This is a genomic window from Halomonas sp. S3-1-1 (assembly GCF_023757625.1).
Classification (GTDB): Bacteria; Pseudomonadota; Gammaproteobacteria; order Pseudomonadales; family Halomonadaceae; genus Vreelandella.
The window spans coordinates 113,939-131,112 of record NZ_JALGBZ010000005.1 but is presented as its reverse complement, the minus strand read 5'-3'; the positions used below and the strand labels follow the sequence as shown (position 1 = coordinate 131,112).

At 61.4% G+C, this 17,174-nt stretch carries 13 protein-coding genes; 12 read left to right on the top strand and 1 reads right to left on the bottom strand.

Going from position 1 to position 17,174, the window contains the following annotated elements:
* The first annotated feature begins 367 nt into the window (after positions 1-367).
* The 8 genes from MQW23_RS15160 to MQW23_RS15125 all read left to right on the top strand — a co-directional run bounded on the left by MQW23_RS15160 (position 368) and on the right by MQW23_RS15125 (position 13,637).
* Positions 368-1,324: a phage antirepressor N-terminal domain-containing protein gene (locus MQW23_RS15160; RefSeq protein ID WP_252109047.1), complete on the top strand. Its 957-nt coding sequence runs from the start codon at positions 368-370 to the stop codon at positions 1,322-1,324.
* A gap of 113 nt (positions 1,325-1,437) precedes the next feature.
* Positions 1,438-2,331, top strand: a complete 894-nt coding sequence (locus MQW23_RS19550; protein ID WP_252109046.1) for an exonuclease domain-containing protein — start codon at positions 1,438-1,440, stop codon at positions 2,329-2,331.
* Entirely contained in the window at positions 2,328-2,783 is a 456-nt protein-coding gene (locus MQW23_RS15150; protein ID WP_252109045.1) for a hypothetical protein, read from the top strand. The genes MQW23_RS19550 and MQW23_RS15150 overlap by 4 nt, the downstream gene beginning before the upstream one ends.
* Positions 2,784-2,873: 90 nt before the next feature.
* The gene (locus MQW23_RS15145; protein WP_252109044.1) at positions 2,874-8,906 is read left to right on the top strand and encodes an EF-hand domain-containing protein; all 6,033 of its coding nucleotides are present in this window, start codon (positions 2,874-2,876) and stop codon (positions 8,904-8,906) included.
* Positions 8,903-10,258 carry a hypothetical protein gene (locus MQW23_RS15140; protein WP_252109043.1) on the top strand — a complete coding sequence of 452 codons (1,356 nt, stop codon included), beginning with the start codon at positions 8,903-8,905 and terminating at the stop codon, positions 10,256-10,258. The genes MQW23_RS15145 and MQW23_RS15140 overlap by 4 nt, the downstream gene beginning before the upstream one ends.
* Positions 10,255-11,076, top strand: a complete 822-nt coding sequence (locus MQW23_RS15135) for a hypothetical protein (protein ID WP_252109042.1) — start codon at positions 10,255-10,257, stop codon at positions 11,074-11,076. The genes MQW23_RS15140 and MQW23_RS15135 overlap by 4 nt, the downstream gene beginning before the upstream one ends.
* A 3-nt stretch (positions 11,077-11,079) precedes the next feature.
* Positions 11,080-13,092 (top strand): hypothetical protein, encoded by a 2,013-nt coding sequence (locus tag MQW23_RS15130; RefSeq protein WP_252109041.1) that lies wholly within the window; start codon positions 11,080-11,082, stop codon positions 13,090-13,092.
* The gene (locus MQW23_RS15125) at positions 13,089-13,637 is read left to right on the top strand and encodes a hypothetical protein (protein ID WP_252109040.1); all 549 of its coding nucleotides are present in this window, start codon (positions 13,089-13,091) and stop codon (positions 13,635-13,637) included. The genes MQW23_RS15130 and MQW23_RS15125 overlap by 4 nt, the downstream gene beginning before the upstream one ends.
* A 54-nt stretch (positions 13,638-13,691) precedes the next feature.
* On the opposite strand, the gene MQW23_RS15120 is transcribed toward MQW23_RS15125, so the two are convergent.
* Positions 13,692-13,973 (bottom strand): hypothetical protein, encoded by a 282-nt coding sequence (locus tag MQW23_RS15120; protein ID WP_252109039.1) that lies wholly within the window; start codon positions 13,971-13,973, stop codon positions 13,692-13,694.
* A gap of 237 nt (positions 13,974-14,210) precedes the next feature.
* Here MQW23_RS15120 and MQW23_RS15115 point away from each other — a divergent pair, with 237 nt between their 5' ends.
* The 4 genes from MQW23_RS15115 to trpC all read left to right on the top strand — a co-directional run bounded on the left by MQW23_RS15115 (position 14,211) and on the right by trpC (position 17,092).
* Positions 14,211-14,495: a hypothetical protein gene (locus MQW23_RS15115; RefSeq protein WP_252109038.1), complete on the top strand. Its 285-nt coding sequence runs from the start codon at positions 14,211-14,213 to the stop codon at positions 14,493-14,495.
* A 130-nt stretch (positions 14,496-14,625) separates the two neighbouring features.
* Entirely contained in the window at positions 14,626-15,198 is a 573-nt protein-coding gene (locus tag MQW23_RS15110) for an anthranilate synthase component II (RefSeq protein ID WP_252109037.1), read from the top strand.
* A 65-nt stretch (positions 15,199-15,263) separates the two neighbouring features.
* Positions 15,264-16,283, top strand: a complete 1,020-nt coding sequence (gene trpD / locus MQW23_RS15105) for an anthranilate phosphoribosyltransferase (protein WP_252109036.1) — start codon at positions 15,264-15,266, stop codon at positions 16,281-16,283.
* Positions 16,284-16,288: 5 nt separating this feature from the next.
* Positions 16,289-17,092 (top strand): indole-3-glycerol phosphate synthase TrpC, encoded by an 804-nt coding sequence (gene trpC / locus MQW23_RS15100; RefSeq protein WP_252109035.1) that lies wholly within the window; start codon positions 16,289-16,291, stop codon positions 17,090-17,092.
* Positions 17,093-17,174: the final 82 nt, after the last annotated feature.

The following is a 17,174-nucleotide window of genomic DNA, read 5'->3' as shown; positions in this document are numbered from 1 at the left end:
TGCTGGGTATGGCGGCATTGATTGGCGCGATAGGGTGGGTACTGTAAATCCAAACAGGCCCATCAACAGGCTTGGGAAGCGCTCAGCGCGCCCTCATAATAGCGGGACCGCTTGACGCCTGCGCCGAGTTGGGCCAACATTCTCGAGCCGCTGCAAAATCAGTGGCTCGGGTGTGGTAGCCCGATTCGGACGTATGGCGCACAGCGCCCATAGGCGCTTTTTTTGTGCCCGTTATGGCGGGCCGTGCGCGGGACACCTCCGGGTGTGCCGGTTTGCCTACGTTCACCGGTCTACCACCCCGCGTACGGTTCGCCCCCATCATGTGGTAGTGGAAAGGGCGAACTCCATTAAGAACGAGGAGTTCATCATGACAGCACTTACCGCTTCACCGGTTTCAATCGATTTTCATGGCATTCGTATCCCGACATTCAACGTGAGCGGGATCATTCGCGTAGCCATGAAACCAATCTGTGACGGCATCGGGCTTGAGTGGCATGGCCAGCGTCAGCGAATCAAGCGTAATGCGGTTCTTTCCAAAGGTGCGGTTATCATAACCGCACCTTCAAAAGGTGGCCTTCAGAAGGTTTTGACTCTGCCACTGACAAAGCTGAATGGTTGGCTGTTTGGCGTCGATGCCGCCCGTGTAAAGCCCGAGGTGCGCGATCGCTTGATTGAGTATCAGGAAGAGTGCTTCGAGGTACTCAACGACTACTGGCAGCACGGCGGCGCCGAGAACCCGCGCTTCACCACTATCGATGACCGCAAGCCACTGAACCGCGCCGTACGCACCCTGGCCAATCTGCGCAGCGCCCAGGGCGAGAGCGCCGACTACGCCGGCATGTGGAAACTGGTCAACGGCTACCTCGGGCTGGCGCATATCGAGGACGCCACCCCGGCGCAGGTCGACCGCGCCATGGTGTTCGTGCAAGAGAGCATCGAGCGCGAAACCCAGAAGATCATCGAGGGCGACTACCTCGCCCGGCAGTCGCTGCCCGTCGAGCCGCCGCCCCCGGCGCAGCCCGCCATTCACTACCCGATGGCGATGTGGCCGGAGATCAACCCGCAGCTTAAACAGGACTGGGCCAACGACCTGCCCACGGCGTACCCGAACCGTCACTGGGTCAAGGCCCGGCACCTGCACGGCGAAAGCGCCCCATCGCCCACGCTGCGCCTGCTCGGCCAGCTCAAACAAGCGGGGTTCAATGTAGCCTGCTGCGAAGCCGAGGTGCTCGCGATGCGGCACCACATTGGCGAAGCGGACTCGACGCGGAGGGAAGTGGAGCGGCTAATGGGGCGAACACATAGCCTGCCCGTCACGGCCTAACGCCTAGCCAGACTTAGCCAAGTGCGATACGTTCCCTGTTGAGTTTACTCAACGGGGAATTGGTCGTGACCGAATTTCGTCACTGCTTTCCCTGAACCTTAAGGAGAGGAGTTGTGGCAGAGCGATTTGTGGTAATCGATGTAGAAACCGCGAACCCCGATATGAGCTCTATCTGCCAAGTGGGCTTGGCAGTCTATGAGAACGGCCAACGAGTAGCGACGCATTCAATGCTCATTGATCCAGAAGATGACTTCGATGAGTTCAATATTGCCATTCACGGTATCACGCCCGATCAGGTGAAGGGACAGCCGAGCTTTGCCGCGGTGGTACCCGCTATTAACCAGCTATTCGGTGACAGCGTAGTTGCTTCTTATGGCCATTTTGATAGAGCGGCGGTTGCGCAAGCGTCGAGCCGTTATGGTGTTGAGCTTTCAACATACGCATGGCTCAACCTGCATCCGGTAGTCAGAAGGGCATGGCCTGAAGAGTCAGCGACCCATGGCGTGGCTTTAGCAAAGACGGCCAAGCGGCTGAACGTGGACCTGGTTAATCATCACGATGCAGAGGCAGATGCTGTCGCCGCTGGTGAGATATTCTTGCTAGCGATGCAGGCCAGCGGCTTGGGTGTGACTGATTGGGTCAAGCGGGTCACGGCGCCAATACACCCGGGGGAAGGCTACGAACGGCACGTATCCACCTATGAAGTAGACGCAGAAGGCGCGCTGTACGGTGAGGGCATTGTGTTCACCGGGGCGCTCAGCATGACAAGGGAGCAAGCAAGAGAGGCCGCCGCCAAATTGGGATGTACGCCACTAAATGGGGTTAGCAAAAAAACTACGATACTGGTAGTTGGTGACCAGGATCTCAAGCGTTTAGCTGGTTCCGATATAAGTAGCAAACATCGTAAAGCGGAGGAGCTGATAGCAAAAGGTCAAGTCATCCGCATCATTGGTGAGAGTGATTTTATGTCAATGCTCCAGCCACTCAATGGCGGGGTTTGCCAATGAATCGAAGACTTTCTGCGTCCTTTGCCTGCCTTCTTATAACTGCCGCGCAAGCAGATGTTCATATAGTGGATGCCAATCTATTGCCTGATGCTTCCAGCTTTGAAGTGTTAATTGAAAACTCGGGCGATAGGTCAGTTGCCCGGGGTTATATAGCTACTCGATTTATTACGCCAGGCCGGAGCGTTCCTTGGGTCGATTCCTGGGAGCAAAGCTATGCAGTGCCGGGGGGAGTGGAGCCGGGCGAAACTCATATGCTCAAAATGGATGCGCCGGTTGAAGTCGAAAGCATCGATGGATATGAAATCGTACCCGACATCCTGTTTTTTTCGGCTTTCGATGTTAGCGGCGCCCCATTGAACGATGATGCCGAAGCCGTCATGCGGTCGCTTGAAGCTGATCGGCGAGAGACCGAGGAATTGCTAAAGCAGCTCAACGAATTAGAAAGCGATTGAATATCGTCAATATAGAGTGATTTGAACTACCTCCCCATGTATGCCCGCCATTGAGCGGGCTTTTTTGTGCCCGCAACTCGAGGTTTTACGATGGCTCAGAACTACAAGGCCGGCCTGATAATCACCGGCGATGCATCGGGCGGTATCCGTGCCATCAAGGCCACGGAAGACGAGCTGGGCAAGCTGAATCAAGGCTTTGATCGCGGTGCCCGTCAGTCCAAGCGCTTTGGCAGCGATGCCGCGCGCGCCGGCCGCCAGGTCGCCGAGATCGACAAGGGAGCCAGCGTGGCGAGCCGTGGGCTCGACGTGCTCCACGGCCGCGTCACTGGCGTGGCCGCTGCGATTGCGACCGCCTTCGGTGCGGGCAGCGTTGTATCGCAGGCCCGCCTGATCGCGGACACCGACTCGCTGGCGCGTAGTATTGGTATCGCCACCGGCGAACTCCAAGCGTGGGATTACGCCGCCCAGCAAGCGGGCCTTGCCGGTGGCAAGATGGGCGACATCCTCAAGGACATTACCGAGCGCATCGGTGAGTTCACCGCCGAAGGCACCGGCGAAGCGGCGGCGCTGTTTGAGAACCTGAACCTCAATATTGACGAAATGAAGCGGCTGGCGCCGGACCAGCAGCTGCTCAAGATCGCCGAGGCGATCAGCACGCTCGAAACTCGCGGCGAGCAAATCAGCTATCTCGAGCGGCTGGGTAGCGACGCCACGCTGCTGCTCCCGCTGCTCGACAACAACGCCGCGAAGCTGCGCGAGCTCACCAGCGAAGCCAAGGCCATGGGCGTGTCGATGTCTCAAATCGACATCAATAACGCCCTGGAAGCGAACCGGGCGATCTCGGAGCTTAGCGGCACGGTTGAGGGCCTTAAAAATCAGGTCGTCGCGGACCTTGGGCCCGGCCTGGCCACCACCGTCGACCACCTGTCATCGTTCATTCAAGAAGCCGGCGGCGCCTCGCGCATTCTGAATGAGGTGAAGGATGTGGCCACCGTCACCGCCGCCATCATGGCAGGCCGCTACGCGGCCGCATTTGTCGCGAGCGCCCAGGAAGTTAAAGCCAATACCGCAGCGACGATCGCAAATACCCAAGCAGATATTGCGGCCACCACCGCAGCACGCGCCAAGGCTGCCGAGACCCTGCGCGTTGCGGTGGCTGAACAGGACGCTGCCCGCCGCGCCTTGGCGAATGGCCACGCCATTGCGACGGCGACGGGAAACACCACGCTACGCACCAAAGCCATCACGCAGATGGCCGCCGCCAACCAGCGTGCGATCGCCGCCGAGGCAGCGCACACCGCGGCGGTAAGTGCGAGCACGGCAGCCGTTAATGCGAACGCGGCGGCTATGGGGCGTGGGACGGTGGCGGCTCAAGCAATGGCAGGTGCCACGCGAGTGGGGGCTGGCGCGCTGGCGCTTATTGGGGGGCCGATGGGCGCCGCCATGCTGGCGGGTGGTGCAATCTACTACTTCCGTGAAGAGCTCGGCCTGGTAGCACCTAAAGTGCAAACAGCCACTGAGCGTGTCGATGACATGACCAGCGCGCTGGATGCGAACTCCGAAGCTGCTTTGAAGAACGCCCGGGCGATGCTCGAAGCTGAGCAGATGTTTCAGCGCTTCAGGCAGACTTCCTTAGCGATGGAGGTGGAACGCCAGCAGCAGATCGTTTTTGACGAGCAAGAGCAATGGGACAGCGTTGGTGGCCAGCAGGCCTTCGGCATGGGGCAGCGCAGCGAATCCCAGCAGAAGCTTCACGACTTGCGCGTAGAGCTACTGGATACGCGCAAAGCCATTGAAGCAGCTGGTGGCTCGGTTACCGAAATCGATGAAAAGCTCGAGCAGCTCGAGCGCACCACCCGACAGGTTATAACGCCAACAGTTGATCTGGGCGGTGCGACGGAAGCGGCCGGAAAAAAAACGCAGGAAGCCGCCCGCGAAACCACCACGCTCGCTAGCTCGTACGAAGACCTGCTCGACCGCCTGAACCCCAACCGCAGCGTGGCCCGCCAGTTCGCCAAGGACCAGGGCACGCTCAACCTCGCGCTGGCCACCGGCCGCATGAACACCGTGCAGTACATGCAGGCGATGGGGCGGCTCCATGAGCAGTTCCAGGAAGGGCAGCGCGAGTCCGAGGCATTGGCGATCGCCTCGGAAGATGCCGGCCAGCGCATCGCCAACAGTTTCATGAGCTGGGAAACGGTCGCCGACAACACGCTACGCAGCCTCGACGACGCCGGGCGCGATACCTGGCTCGGCTTCGCGGACGGCTCCACCGACGCGCTCGAAACCGTCGAACGGGGCTTCGAGCAGACGTTCGCTAATATCGCCCACATGCTGACGACCCAGAAGCTCACGTTTTACGCGTCGGGCATGTTGGGGCTCGATACCTCGGGCATGCCCGGCGGAGCGGCCCAGGGCGGTGGTTTCAACCTCGGGCAAATGGGGTCGCTGAAAACCGGCTGGCAGGCCGTGCAGAACGGCTTCGGCGGCATTCAGTGGGGCGGTGTGAATACCGCCGCGCAGGCCGGCGGGGTGTACGGCAACATCGCGACCAATACCGCCGCCAATAGCGGCGGACTCTACGCCAACGCCGCCACTGGCCAGGCTATCGGCACCGCTGGCAGTGGTGGGCTGTGGGGCGGCAGCATGCAGAATTTCAGCGGCATGCAGGGCCTTGGCAGCATGGGTGCGGGCTACGCCGGCGGCCGTGTGGGTACCGAGCTGGGCGGCGCGATTTTCGGCAAGGAAGCGGGCAGCGCTTATGCCGCCACTGCAGGCGCCGCGATTGGCACGTATTTCGGCGGCCCCCTCGGCGCGTTCGCGGGCGGCACGATCGGCGGCGCGCTGGATTCGCTGTTTGGCTCGAGCAAAAAAACCTTCGATTTCAATTTTGAACAGGGCAAGCACTCGTACGTTTTCGGCGACGGTACCAGTGCCTTTGGCGACTACGGCCTGACCGCGCTTTCCGACTACAAACTCGGTGAGCAGCAGGACGAGCTCAAGGAAATGCTGGCCGCACTGGGCGAGTTCGACAACCAGCTGGCCGCCGCCGCGATTCCTGCGCGTTTTGACGCGATGCGCGAGGCGATCGACGGTTTTACGCACAGCGGCCCGGAGGACCTGTTCGAGACTCGTTTGCGGCAGATGATCACCGGCGGCGAGGTGTGGGCCGCCGAGGCAGTGGCGAGCATTGCCAACCCGGAAAAGCTCGGCCAGGCCATGCTCGGCGCCCTGCAGCTCGAGCGGCTGGGCGGTGAGCTGGGCGTGGAGCTAAGCGCGCAGATCAAAGCCGCCGTGGGCGCGGCCCGGGGCGACTATGCCGCCGATGTCGTGCAACAGGCGCTCGCTAGCGCTCAGGCCGCCGGCGTGCTGATCGATGCGTCGGGTCGTTTGAATCTGCAGTTTGATCAGACTGCCGCCGGCGCGCTGACCGCGGCGGGGAATCTCGCGCAGTATGTCGGCGGCGTCGACAGTCTCACTGCGGCACATACTGCTTACTATCAGGCGGCGTTTACCGATCATGAGCGCCTGCAGCACTCCTACGACGACGTGCGCGCGGCGCTCATTGGCGTCACTGACGATACGCCGCGCACCGTCGCCGAGCTGCGCGCGCTGGTCGAAGCGCAGAGCCTTAACGGCGACGCTTCACAGCGCCTCGCCGCGGACTTGATGGCGCTGGCGCCGGCGCTCAAGGAAACCACCGCCGCGGTGCGGCAGGCGATCGAGCAGCAGTACCAGAGCGCGCTGGGCCGTGCCCCGGCGGGCGATGGGCTGGACTACTGGTTCAACCTGGTCGCCGGTGGTTCGCTGACGCTCGAGGGCGCGCTGTGGAATATCGCGAACAGTGCCGAGGCCACGGCAGCGGCGGCTAACGGTGCGGCGAGTGGCGTGGACGGCATGGCGGACGCGCTGCGCGCGCGTGAACAGCTCGAGCGACAGTTACTGCAGGCGCAGGGTAAAACCGATGTGCTTCGTCAGATTGAAATCGACCGGCTGAGCGCGCTGGAGGTCGGCGAAGTCGACAACCTCGCGGCGATGCAGCAGCGGCTTTATGCGCTTGAAGACGAAAAGGAGGCTCAACAGGCGGCAGAGCGCGCGCAACAAGAGCGCATCCGCGCGATCGAGCAGGAGAGCCAGGCATGGAGCCGCGCCCGCGATCAGCTCGCGAGTTTCGGCAACAACATCAACGATTGGGGCGCGCAGTTCGACGCCACCCAGCAAAGCGGCGCGACGCCCCGGGAGCGACTGGACGCATCGGATGCGGATTTTTGGGCGCAGTATGAAAAAGCGCTCGCTGGTGACCGCAATGCCCGGGGCTCTATCACGCAGTACGCCGACCGCGCTATCGACAACCTGGAGCAGTTTTACGCCAGTAGCGCGCCCGGGCAGGCGGGCATCTCGGAAATCCGCGACGCGATGGAGCGCTTGCCGGACATGCTCAGCCCTGAGCAGTTCTTAGCCGATGAGTTCAAAGGCATTATCGGCGAGCAAACCGTCTCGCTGGTCGATGTCATGGACCTAAACGGCAGCGGCACCGTGTCCGCGATCGAGCAGGCCATCGCGGCGGATTGGAGCGCCGCGCAGCTGCTCAGCGGTGTTTTGAATACCGAAATGGAGCGGCTGGGCACGCAGGTGCTGACCGAGGCGCAGGTGCGCGCCGCGTTGGCGCCGCACGCAACCGACGCCGAAATCACCCGGTTGATGCGCACGGTAGACACCAACGGCGACGGCATTATCAGCCGGCAGGAACTGACCAACGCGCGTATCGGGGGGTTATCAAGCGGCATTGCGGGATCGCTGCGTGGGCATTTCGATATGCTCGATGCGAACCTCGACGGCAAGCTGACGTTCGGCGAGCTGCAGCGGGGGCTTGCGGGTATCGCCACTGACGACGAGCTGCGCGCAATTATGCGCGCGGTGGATCTCAACGGCAGCGGGGTCATTTCGGAGCTCGAAGCACAGGTACTGGCCGGCTACGAACAAGCCGACTTGCTCAAGGCCGTGCTGACGTCCGAAATGCGCGCCTTGGGCACCGACCAGCTGACGGCCACGCAAGTGCGCGCCGCGCTGGCGCCGCATGCCACTGACGCGGAAATCGAGCGGCTGATCAGGCGCGTGGATGTAAACGGTAACGGCATCATCGACCAGCAGGAGCTGACCAACGCCCGTATCAGCGGGTTATCGCTCGGAATTGCCAGCGCCGTGGCCGGCCAGTTCGACAGCCTGGACATCACCAGCGATGGGCTCATCGATTACAGCGAGTTTCGAAACGCGTTTGATGGCATGGCCACCGACAGCGAGCTACGCCGTATTTTCGACAAGCTCGATGTCACCGGGACGGGAACGATCAGCCGGCTGGATGCACAGACCAACGAGCTGATTACCGCCGCCAAGGCCCGCGATCTGACCGACACCCAGCGCGAGATTATCGGCGCGCTGAACGCTCAGCAAAACGAGAGCGTCGTGCGCTGGTGGGGGCACCATATCTCGAATGAGTTCGAGCGGAAGTTTTCGGGCCACCGGGGGCTGGGGGTCACGCTGGCATCCAAGCAGGACGAGTCTGGCGTGAATTTCATGGGCGGCGTGTTCGCGGAACGCATGCTGTCACGCGATAACACGGCGTGGCTGGGCCACCAGATCGCGAATGAGTTCAAGCGCGCCGGTGTCGCGAACGGTGGCGCCGCTTACGCCAAGGGTGGCGTTTTTACTAACTCCGTGGTCAGCACCCCGACGTTTTTCAACGAGTCCCTGATGGGTGAAGCCGGACCGGAGGCCATCATGCCGCTGTCGCGCGGTGCCGGTGGCCGGCTGGGGATCGATGCCAGTGGTTTGATGACGATCCCCGAAGGTCCGCTCGAGCTGCCCATGCCCAACGTCTACATGCCCCAGTTTCCGGCGCTCGACAACCGCGACGTGGTGCAGGTGCTCGAGGACGTGCGCCGCGAGCTGAAAGAAACCCGCGCGGAAAACAAGCGGCTACTCGAGCTGATCGGCAACAACACCCGCGACACGGCCGACGCGATCGACGACTACGGGCAGCGCGCCGAGGCCCAGCGCAATGACCAGCTCGACGAGCTGGAGGCGATCAGTCGAGCCAAAAAAACCCGGAGTAACACGCTATGAGTATCAGTGACGGCCAGTATCTGGCCTGGCTGGCGCGGCTCAATGCCGACCGGCTCTTGCTCGCCGAGCTGCACCACGCCGGGGGCATCGAGTACGTGGCTACCGGGCCGTACATGTCGCGGCCCAATGATGCCGACCCCAACCGCCCGTATGCCACCGCGCTAAAAAAGGCCGTCGATATAACTACCCGGATCGACGGCCTTCTGACGTTTGGCGAGGTGACGCTAATGGGCGACCGGCTCGTTACCGAGCTGGTGGGCCATGCCTGGCAGGGGCACCCGGTGCGGCTGTTTTTGGGCGCCCCCACCTGGGCGCGTGACGATTTTCGGCTCGTCGCCCAGGGGCGTAATGGCGGCATACGGCAAGCAAAGCGCGGCGAAATCACGTTCCAGGTCGACGAAGAAAGCAGCGTGCTGGACGAGCCCATCGACACGGGGCAGCTGCCCGATGGCGCCGGGCCGGTGCCGCTGGCGCTGGGCAGCGTCTACAACGCGCCGCTTTACCGAGTGGATACGCAGACGCTGACCTACCGGGGGTCGTACCTGCCGGTCACGAGCATACGGGCCAAGGCCAACGGCGCGCCGGTCGAGCACACGACCGACAAAGCTGCTGGCACGGTGACACTGGATGGCCAGTTTGGCGATATGACCGGCGACATCGAGGAGCCCCACAACACCCCGCGCAAAATCGTGGAGTGGGTCGCCCAGCGCTATGGCATCGCCGTGGGGGGCATCGACCTGCCCGATTACCGGGTGGGTGTGTACTACAACAGCGCCGTAACGGGTCGGCAGATCCTCGACGAGCTCAAGGAAGGGCTGGGGGCGTACTGGTATCTCAACGAGGTTAACGCGCTGGTCATGCGGCAGCACCAGGCGCCGGCGTCGGCGGATGTGACCATCGTTCGGGACGATATTTTTTACGACAAGCTGACCCTGAGCAGCACAGAACAGCCCTGGCGGGCGCTCACGCTGCGCTGGGGCCGCAACTATGCGCCGCTGTCGACCGTGGCCGCCATCGTCGATGAGCAGCACCCGGACGAAGCGACGCGGTTACGCACCGAGTGGCGCGAATCGCGGGGCGAGCAGGATGTGAGCGATTACCCCATGGCGGAGCGCGTCACGCGCAATAGCGTTATTCAGGATGCGAATGACGCCGCGACCGAGTGCCAGCGTTTGCTGGCGCTGCGCAGCACCCGCCGGGACGTATGGAATATCGAAGCTCGCTTGCCGCCGGTCTACGTGGGACAGGCGGTGGCCGTCGAGCATGGGCGCCTCGAGGGCCGCTTGGGGCGATTGATCAACGTTGGCCGCTCGCCCACGCGCGGCCGTACCACGCTGGGAGTGTGGGTGTGAATCCTATCAGTATCCTGTTCGAGAACCTGCACGACGCCGCCACGTTGACCACCAGCAGCAGCCAGAGCCCCGTTGAATACACGCAGATAAGCGGGGGGAGCTATCTGTTTCGCACCCGGGGTGTCACGCGTGAGGTGCTGACCGGGCAGCTCGATAACGCCGCCTTCGTGGGGCTGGTCGTGATTTACGGGCACAACCTGAGCCCCGCCGGCACCGTCAATATCGAGCTGTTATTGAACGGCGAGGTGGTCCAGGAAACCGGCTATCAGGGTGTCGCCGAGCTGATACCGCTGGGGCGCTTTCGTGCCGGTATCGACCCCTGGGGCGGGCATGACTTGAGTGGGCTATCGACAGTGAGTTTCGAGGCTCGTTTCCAGCCAGTGGTGGCCAACGCCTACCGCATCACGATTGATGACCCGACGAATGAACACGGCTATCTGGAGGTGGGGCGGATCTTCGCCGGGGCGCCCTGGTCACCGCCGGCGCGTATGAATATCGGTTTTGGCGTGAACATGAAGAACAAGACCCAGACCCGCAAGGAGCGCACCGAGGGCGGTTCGCTGATTGCGATTGGCAAGGGCGGCTGGCGCGAGGTGTCGTTCGAGTTTGAGCACCTGGAGGATGACGAGTTCGAAACCCTCATCAAGGAAATGAACAAAACCGACGACACCACCGAGGTGTATATCAGCGTTTACCCCGACAAGGGCGGCGTGATCGAAGCCATTCACAGCTTTGCCGCGATGCGCCAGGACGGCTACGCACACACCCACGACCGCGCTCGAAACCGGCGCCTTCCCCTGACTTACGTGGAGGTTTGATCCATGGCGGTACAAGCACCGATTGTCGAAGATCCACGCAAGTGGGACTTCGCGTATAACGATCGCGAAGAGATGATCGTGAAGCAAAAGGCGCTGAACCAGTGGCGTTACGATTTCTCGCAGCAGCTCACAGCGATGGTCGAGGCGCTCAACGGGGAGTTTCAGTACGTCGCCGAGACGCGTATCGATATTACGAAAAAGGCCGGGCAGGTGGCTGCCGATCGGCAGCACGTCGACGCGCAAAAAAAGGCGGTGGACACGGCCAAAAGCCACGTCGACGCGCAAAAGAAGGCGATCGACACGACGGCCGGCGAGGTGGATGCTAACGCCCGGCAGGTGGCCGCTGACAAGGGCGAGGTGGCGAAGGATAAGCAGGCCGCCGCGCAGTCGGCCAGCGCGGCCAGTGGCTCGGCGAAAGCGGCGCAGACAGCCCGAAACCAGGCCGAAGGGCTTTACGGGGATCTGTCAGCAGTCAACGCGGCCAAAACCGCGACGCAGCAAGCCGCGCAAACCGCAGGGCAGCAGGCGCAGGCGGCAGGCCACTCGGCCGAGCAGGCGAACACAGCGCGAAGCGGGGCCGAAGCCGCGCTGGCCAAGGCCTTGGAGGCCGCAGCGGACGCGAACGTCGATATTGACGCCGCGATCGCGGCGCTGGTGGATTCATCGCCCGATGCCTTAAACACGCTCAATGAGCTGGCGGCCGCACTAGGCGACGACCCTAATTTCGCCTCTACGGTAAATAGCGAACTGGCAAAGAAGCTGGATAAAGGTCACGCAACGGCCGCTAACCCACATCCTCAGTACCTCTTGATGGACGGCGCGCTTACGTGGAACGGCCAGAAATTCGGCACCGTACTCGTCCACGATGCACGTGACCTGAACCCCGATGGGCGCGACTCTAGCTACCTGCCGACCCCTGACGAAATGCCTGATCGGGCGTTAACGGCGCTGTTTTCTACTGGGTTGCCCGGCAATAGCTGGCGCTCGGCGCTGGTCATGAGTGGCTGGAATGACGGATACACCTCGTGGATGCTCACCGGGCCATCGGGCACCGGCGTAGAAGAGGATTATTACCTCACCTCGGGCCGCAGTGGGGAGTGGGGCGCAGATCGCAAAATCTGGCATGACGGGAATTTTAACCCGACTGACTATGCCCGACCAGACAGCGCGCAACGCTGGGCAGGTGGTACGCAAACGTTTAGGTCGCCAATAGCTTATGAAGGGCCAAACGGGGCCTATGCGCGTTCAGATGCGCGTGATACTGGTAATAGCACTCGCGTTCATTCTTATAACGTCATACCTGGTGGCGGAGGTGCTAACGCGTACCTGCAGGCTTGGTATGGCGGCAGCACTTATACAAACGTCACCACCACTAACGACGGTGTGGAGTTTGATAAATCGTTGACCACTCCTGAGCTGAGATTGCCCAGCGGCGTGAGTATCACCGGTGTTACAAACGGGCTCGAAATCTCCCGGGCTGCTGGATCGGTAGAAATTGGAAACCGCAATTCCGGCTATACGCATTACAGCAGCTCGGCGGGTAATCACTATTTTTACGGCAAGTTGCACAGCCAATCAGGGTTTTACGGAGACGGCAGCGGGCTGACCAACCTGGACGCGGGAAACATCGACCGGGGCACAATTAATTTCGCACGTGTTCCATCAACCTCAAGCCGATTCAGTACCAGCACATCTCATGCGCTCAACGCTGATGCAATGAACGCTCACCGCACGAGTGGCGATCACGACAGCCGCTATTACACGAAATCTCAGGTAGATGCACTGGCCAAGCCGCAGGAGGATTTCAGAAACGTAGGGGCGTATGTGACGGCGCGAAGCAGGACCGGTAGCTACAGCAACTCGTACATCAAGGCGGGGGATATGTGTAAAGGTTCCGATCTTGTGGGTTATACGATCGATGGACGGGACTGGTTTCACAGCTTTACAGGCACATGGGTAGCTATGACAGACGCTGATTTTTACGAAACAGGCTTATTCTTGAGGATTGCAGAATGATTTTGAGAAACGCGCGGTACAACAGCAACGGCGGCATCGACTGCGAGGTCAACCACCCTGACTATGGCTGGATTCCTTACACGATCCCCGACGATGGGCGGTTTCAAAACATCGCGATGTTTGAGCTAGCGGCGCAGACGGCCGAGCCGTACGTGCCCGATGAAGCGGAGGAACTGAAATCCGCGATCGCGGACAAGATCGAGGAAATCAATGCTGCTTACACTGCGGCCGTCACGCCGATGATTCGCGATTACCCGGAGATCGAGCAAAGCACCTGGTGGGCGCAGGAGGGAGAGGCCCGGGCGTATCTGGCATGGTTCGATGAACAGCAAGGCGAGCCCCCCGCCACGCCGGTGCTCGATAACATTCTGGCCGGCCGCAACGGCGATGACGGCTCAGAAACCCTGTGGGAACTGTGCCTGGCAGTGATGGAAAACGCCGCGATGTTTACCCAGGCGCAGCAAATGACCGGCAAGCGGCAACGGCTGGCGAAGCAGGCGCGAAGTGTTGAAACGCGCGATGCGCTGGATGCGATCGACTGGTGACGTAGCCCCGCCGCATGACCCTAACCGCCGCCTTGAGCGGTTTTTTTTGTGCCCTCAAATCGGCGCCGGCCGCCGCGTTTGACCCCGCTCCCCGGCGGGCCGCCGTGCCCGCCGCCACACTCCAACGCTATTCAGGTCACGGCGCTGTAGGATGTTGGCTTGAGAGCCGGTATCGGCAACATTCCCCAGCGGGTGGTGCGCTGCACAGCGCCCGCTGTAGAGCCAGCCGCCGCGGATAATGTGGTACTCGATCACACAGCGTGGCAAGTCGCCGGCGAATTTTCGCCAGCCCTTCTTTTCGAGCGTTTTACGCCACTGGATTGCTTCGTAACTCATTTGCTCAGCGTAGCGCAATGCTTACGCGTGGTCGCAGTTTGGTCGCAGACTGAGTGCGACCAGTGTAAGCAATGTAGGCAGTGGAGAGGGTAAGGGTATGATTTTATAAGCGAGACCCGGTGCAAGCGCGGCCCATTAAATTGTGACAGCGGATTCAAAATCCGCGGCGTTTGTGTACCCCTTTCAATGCGCACCTGTATGATCGTCATTACACTCTCGAAGGCTTAGGAGCTTGTTATGGGCAAAGCGTGGATGGACGAAGTAGAAGGAAGGGGAGAAGTGAACTTTAAGTTCCGAAGTAAGCTGAAAGTTTACGAGGGATGGTTCGAGCCCGATGACCCAGAGAAAGCTTTTGAGCTGTTCAATAGGGATGGTGCTACCTACTTCAAAGGAATGGTGTTTGATGAAGATAAAGACCGGTTCTGCAGGATAAAAGTCGGAATCACTGATAGGCCCAGTAGAGAGCGGCTGTTTTTTAATGTGCTGGAGGACCCAAGTCTTTCAGAACATAGCGACGATTAGCCTTAGGCGATACAATCCAGACATCTCAAAATTCAACCAGTAGCGATTCTGGGTAACAGGCTGGGTAACGGTGATGGTTTCGAAAGTCAATGCTAAGGATTATCAGTCGTTTAGCGACGCTAGAGTATTGATGATCGATAACTACGATAGCTTCACGTTCAACATCGTTCAGTATCTGTGCGAGCTGGGCGCCGAGGTGTTGACCTATCGCCACGACGCGATAACGCTTGAAGAGATCCAGGCGCTGGCGCCGACGCACTTGGTGATCTCCCCCGGGCCCTGTACGCCCAACGAAGCAGGCGTGTCGCTGGCGGCCATCGAACATTTCGCCGGCACGCTGCCCATTTTAGGCGTGTGTTTGGGCCATCAGGCGATCGGCCAAGCCTTCGGGGCGAGGGTCGTGCGCGCCCCGAAGGTGATGCACGGCAAGACCTCGCGTATCGAGCACACGGGCCTGGGCGTGTTTCGCGGCTTGGAAACGCCGCTCGAGGTGACCCGCTACCATTCGCTGGTCGTCGAACGCGAAAGCCTGCCCCAGTGCTTCGAGGTTACCGCCTGGACGACGGCTGGGGATGAAACGCCGGGGCTGATCATGGGGATGCGCCACCGAACGCTTGATATCGAAGGGGTGCAGTTTCATCCTGAGTCGATTCTGACCTGCCACGGCCACGCGCTGCTGGCCAACTTTTTACAGCGCGGCTGACTAAGCGCGGCTAATGTGGCGCCGCCAACCGCTCACTTTTTCACGTTAAGAGGCCTAGTCTTTCCATGCAAATGCGAGACGCCATCAACGCGGTGATGCGCCGTGAAGATCTATCTTTCGACGTCATGCGCACGCTGATGCATCAGATCATGACCGGCGAAGCCTCCGACGCCCAGATCGGCGGTTTACTGGTCGGGCTCTCCATGAAAGGGGAGAGCGCCGTCGAGGTCAGCGCCGCCGCCCAGGTGATGCGCGATCTGATGCGCCCGGTGCGGCTTTTCACCGACAACGTGGTGGACATCGTCGGCACCGGTGGCGACGGCGCGAACTTGTTCAACGTCTCCACCGCGTCGAGCTTCGTCGCAGCCGCCGCCGGGGCCCACGTGGCCAAGCACGGCAATCGCAGCGTGTCGTCCTCGTCGGGCAGCGCGGATCTTTTCGATATCGCCGGTATCTATCTGGACCTTTCGCCGGAGCAGGTAGCGCGCTGTATCGAGCAGGTCGGCGTCGGCTTCATGTTTGCCCCCAACCACCACCCGGCAATGCGCTACGCCATCGGCCCGCGCCGCGAAATGGGCGTGCGCACGCTGTTCAACATTCTGGGGCCGCTGACCAACCCGGCCAGCGCCCCGAACCAGGTGCTCGGCGTTTACGCCCCGCACCTGGTGCCGTTGATGGCCGAGGCGCTCAGAAAGCTTGGCAGCCGCCATGCAATGGTCGTGCACTCCGAAGATGGCCTGGACGAAATTTCGCTGGCCGCGCCCACTCAGGTGGCAGAGCTCAAGGATGGCGAGATCATCGAGTACACCATCACGCCGGAAGAGCTTGGCATCGAGCGCCAAAGCCTTGCCACGCTCAAGGCGGCCACCGCCGAGGATAGCCTTCGCCTGGTCAAGGCCGCGCTGGTCGGCGACGGTCCGGAGGCGGATATCGTCACGCTCAACGCCGGCGCGGCGCTCTACTGCGCGGGTATTGCGGACTCTCTGAAAGAGGGGGTGGCCGTCGCCCAGGATGCCCAGGCCTCCAAACTGCCGCTCGAAAAGCTCAAGGAGCTTTCGCACTTCACCAGCGTGTTCAAAGAGTAAACTTCATGTCCAGTTCCTCAACGCCCACCATCCTGACGCGTATTCTCGCGCGCAAGGACGAAGAAGTCGCCACCCGCCGTCAGGCGGTTTCCGAAGACGATCTGCTCGCGCTTGCCCAAAAGCAGAGCGCGCCGCGCGGCTTCATCGACGCGCTGAATCGTCGCATCGCCGCGGGGGATCCGGCGATCATCGCCGAGGTGAAAAAGGCCTCCCCCTCGCGCGGGGTGATCCGCGAGGCGTTCGACCCGGCGGCCATCGCCGAAAGCTACGAGGCCGGCGGGGCGGCGTGTCTGTCGGTGCTCACCGATGCGGACTTCTTTCAGGGCCACGAAGACGACCTGATCGCCGCGAGAAACGCCTGCCAGCTTCCGGTGATTCGCAAGGACTTCATCACCCACGGCTACCAGGTCACCGAGGCCCGGGCGATCGGCGCTGATTGCATTCTGCTGATCGCTGCCGCTCTGGATGACGATACCCTGGCGGCCCTGCACCGCAAGGCGACCGATCTGGGTATGGACGTGCTGGTCGAGGTGCACGACGGCCAGGAACTCGAGCGGGCGCTGGCGCTGGATTTGAAGCTGGTCGGCATCAACAACCGTGATCTGCACACCTTCGATACCGATTTGGCTACCACGATTGGGCTTTTGCCGCGCATTCCGCCAGACGTCACGGTGATCACCGAGTCCGGTATTTTGACCCGCGACGATGTGACCCGCATGCGCGAGCACCGGGTGAACGGTTTTCTGGTGGGCGAGGCGTTCATGCGCCAGGACGACCCGGGCCAGGCGCTCGAGGCGCTTTTCTTCTAGCGCCTCGAGCGCCTGGCTGGATTAGCCAGCGTATGAATACAAAGCCCCGGGCGCCGTCGCCCGGGGCTTTTCGTTGCGTGAG

What these genes read in the sequence shown, in the direction of transcription:
- MQW23_RS15120 (WP_252109039.1), bottom strand. Translation starts at nt 13,973, where the DNA reads ATGAGTTACGAAGCAATCCAGTGGCGTAAAACGCTCGAAAAGAAGGGC.
- MQW23_RS15125 (WP_252109040.1), top strand. Translation starts at nt 13,089, where the DNA reads ATGATTTTGAGAAACGCGCGGTACAACAGCAACGGCGGCATCGACTGC.
- MQW23_RS15130 (WP_252109041.1), top strand. Translation starts at nt 11,080, where the DNA reads ATGGCGGTACAAGCACCGATTGTCGAAGATCCACGCAAGTGGGACTTC.
- MQW23_RS15110 (WP_252109037.1), top strand. Translation starts at nt 14,626, where the DNA reads ATGATCGATAACTACGATAGCTTCACGTTCAACATCGTTCAGTATCTG.
- trpD (WP_252109036.1), top strand. Translation starts at nt 15,264, where the DNA reads ATGCAAATGCGAGACGCCATCAACGCGGTGATGCGCCGTGAAGATCTA.
- MQW23_RS15150 (WP_252109045.1), top strand. Translation starts at nt 2,328, where the DNA reads ATGAATCGAAGACTTTCTGCGTCCTTTGCCTGCCTTCTTATAACTGCC.
- MQW23_RS15145 (WP_252109044.1), top strand. Translation starts at nt 2,874, where the DNA reads ATGGCTCAGAACTACAAGGCCGGCCTGATAATCACCGGCGATGCATCG.
- MQW23_RS15160 (WP_252109047.1), top strand. Translation starts at nt 368, where the DNA reads ATGACAGCACTTACCGCTTCACCGGTTTCAATCGATTTTCATGGCATT.
- trpC (WP_252109035.1), top strand. Translation starts at nt 16,289, where the DNA reads ATGTCCAGTTCCTCAACGCCCACCATCCTGACGCGTATTCTCGCGCGC.
- MQW23_RS15140 (WP_252109043.1), top strand. Translation starts at nt 8,903, where the DNA reads ATGAGTATCAGTGACGGCCAGTATCTGGCCTGGCTGGCGCGGCTCAAT.
- MQW23_RS15115 (WP_252109038.1), top strand. Translation starts at nt 14,211, where the DNA reads ATGGGCAAAGCGTGGATGGACGAAGTAGAAGGAAGGGGAGAAGTGAAC.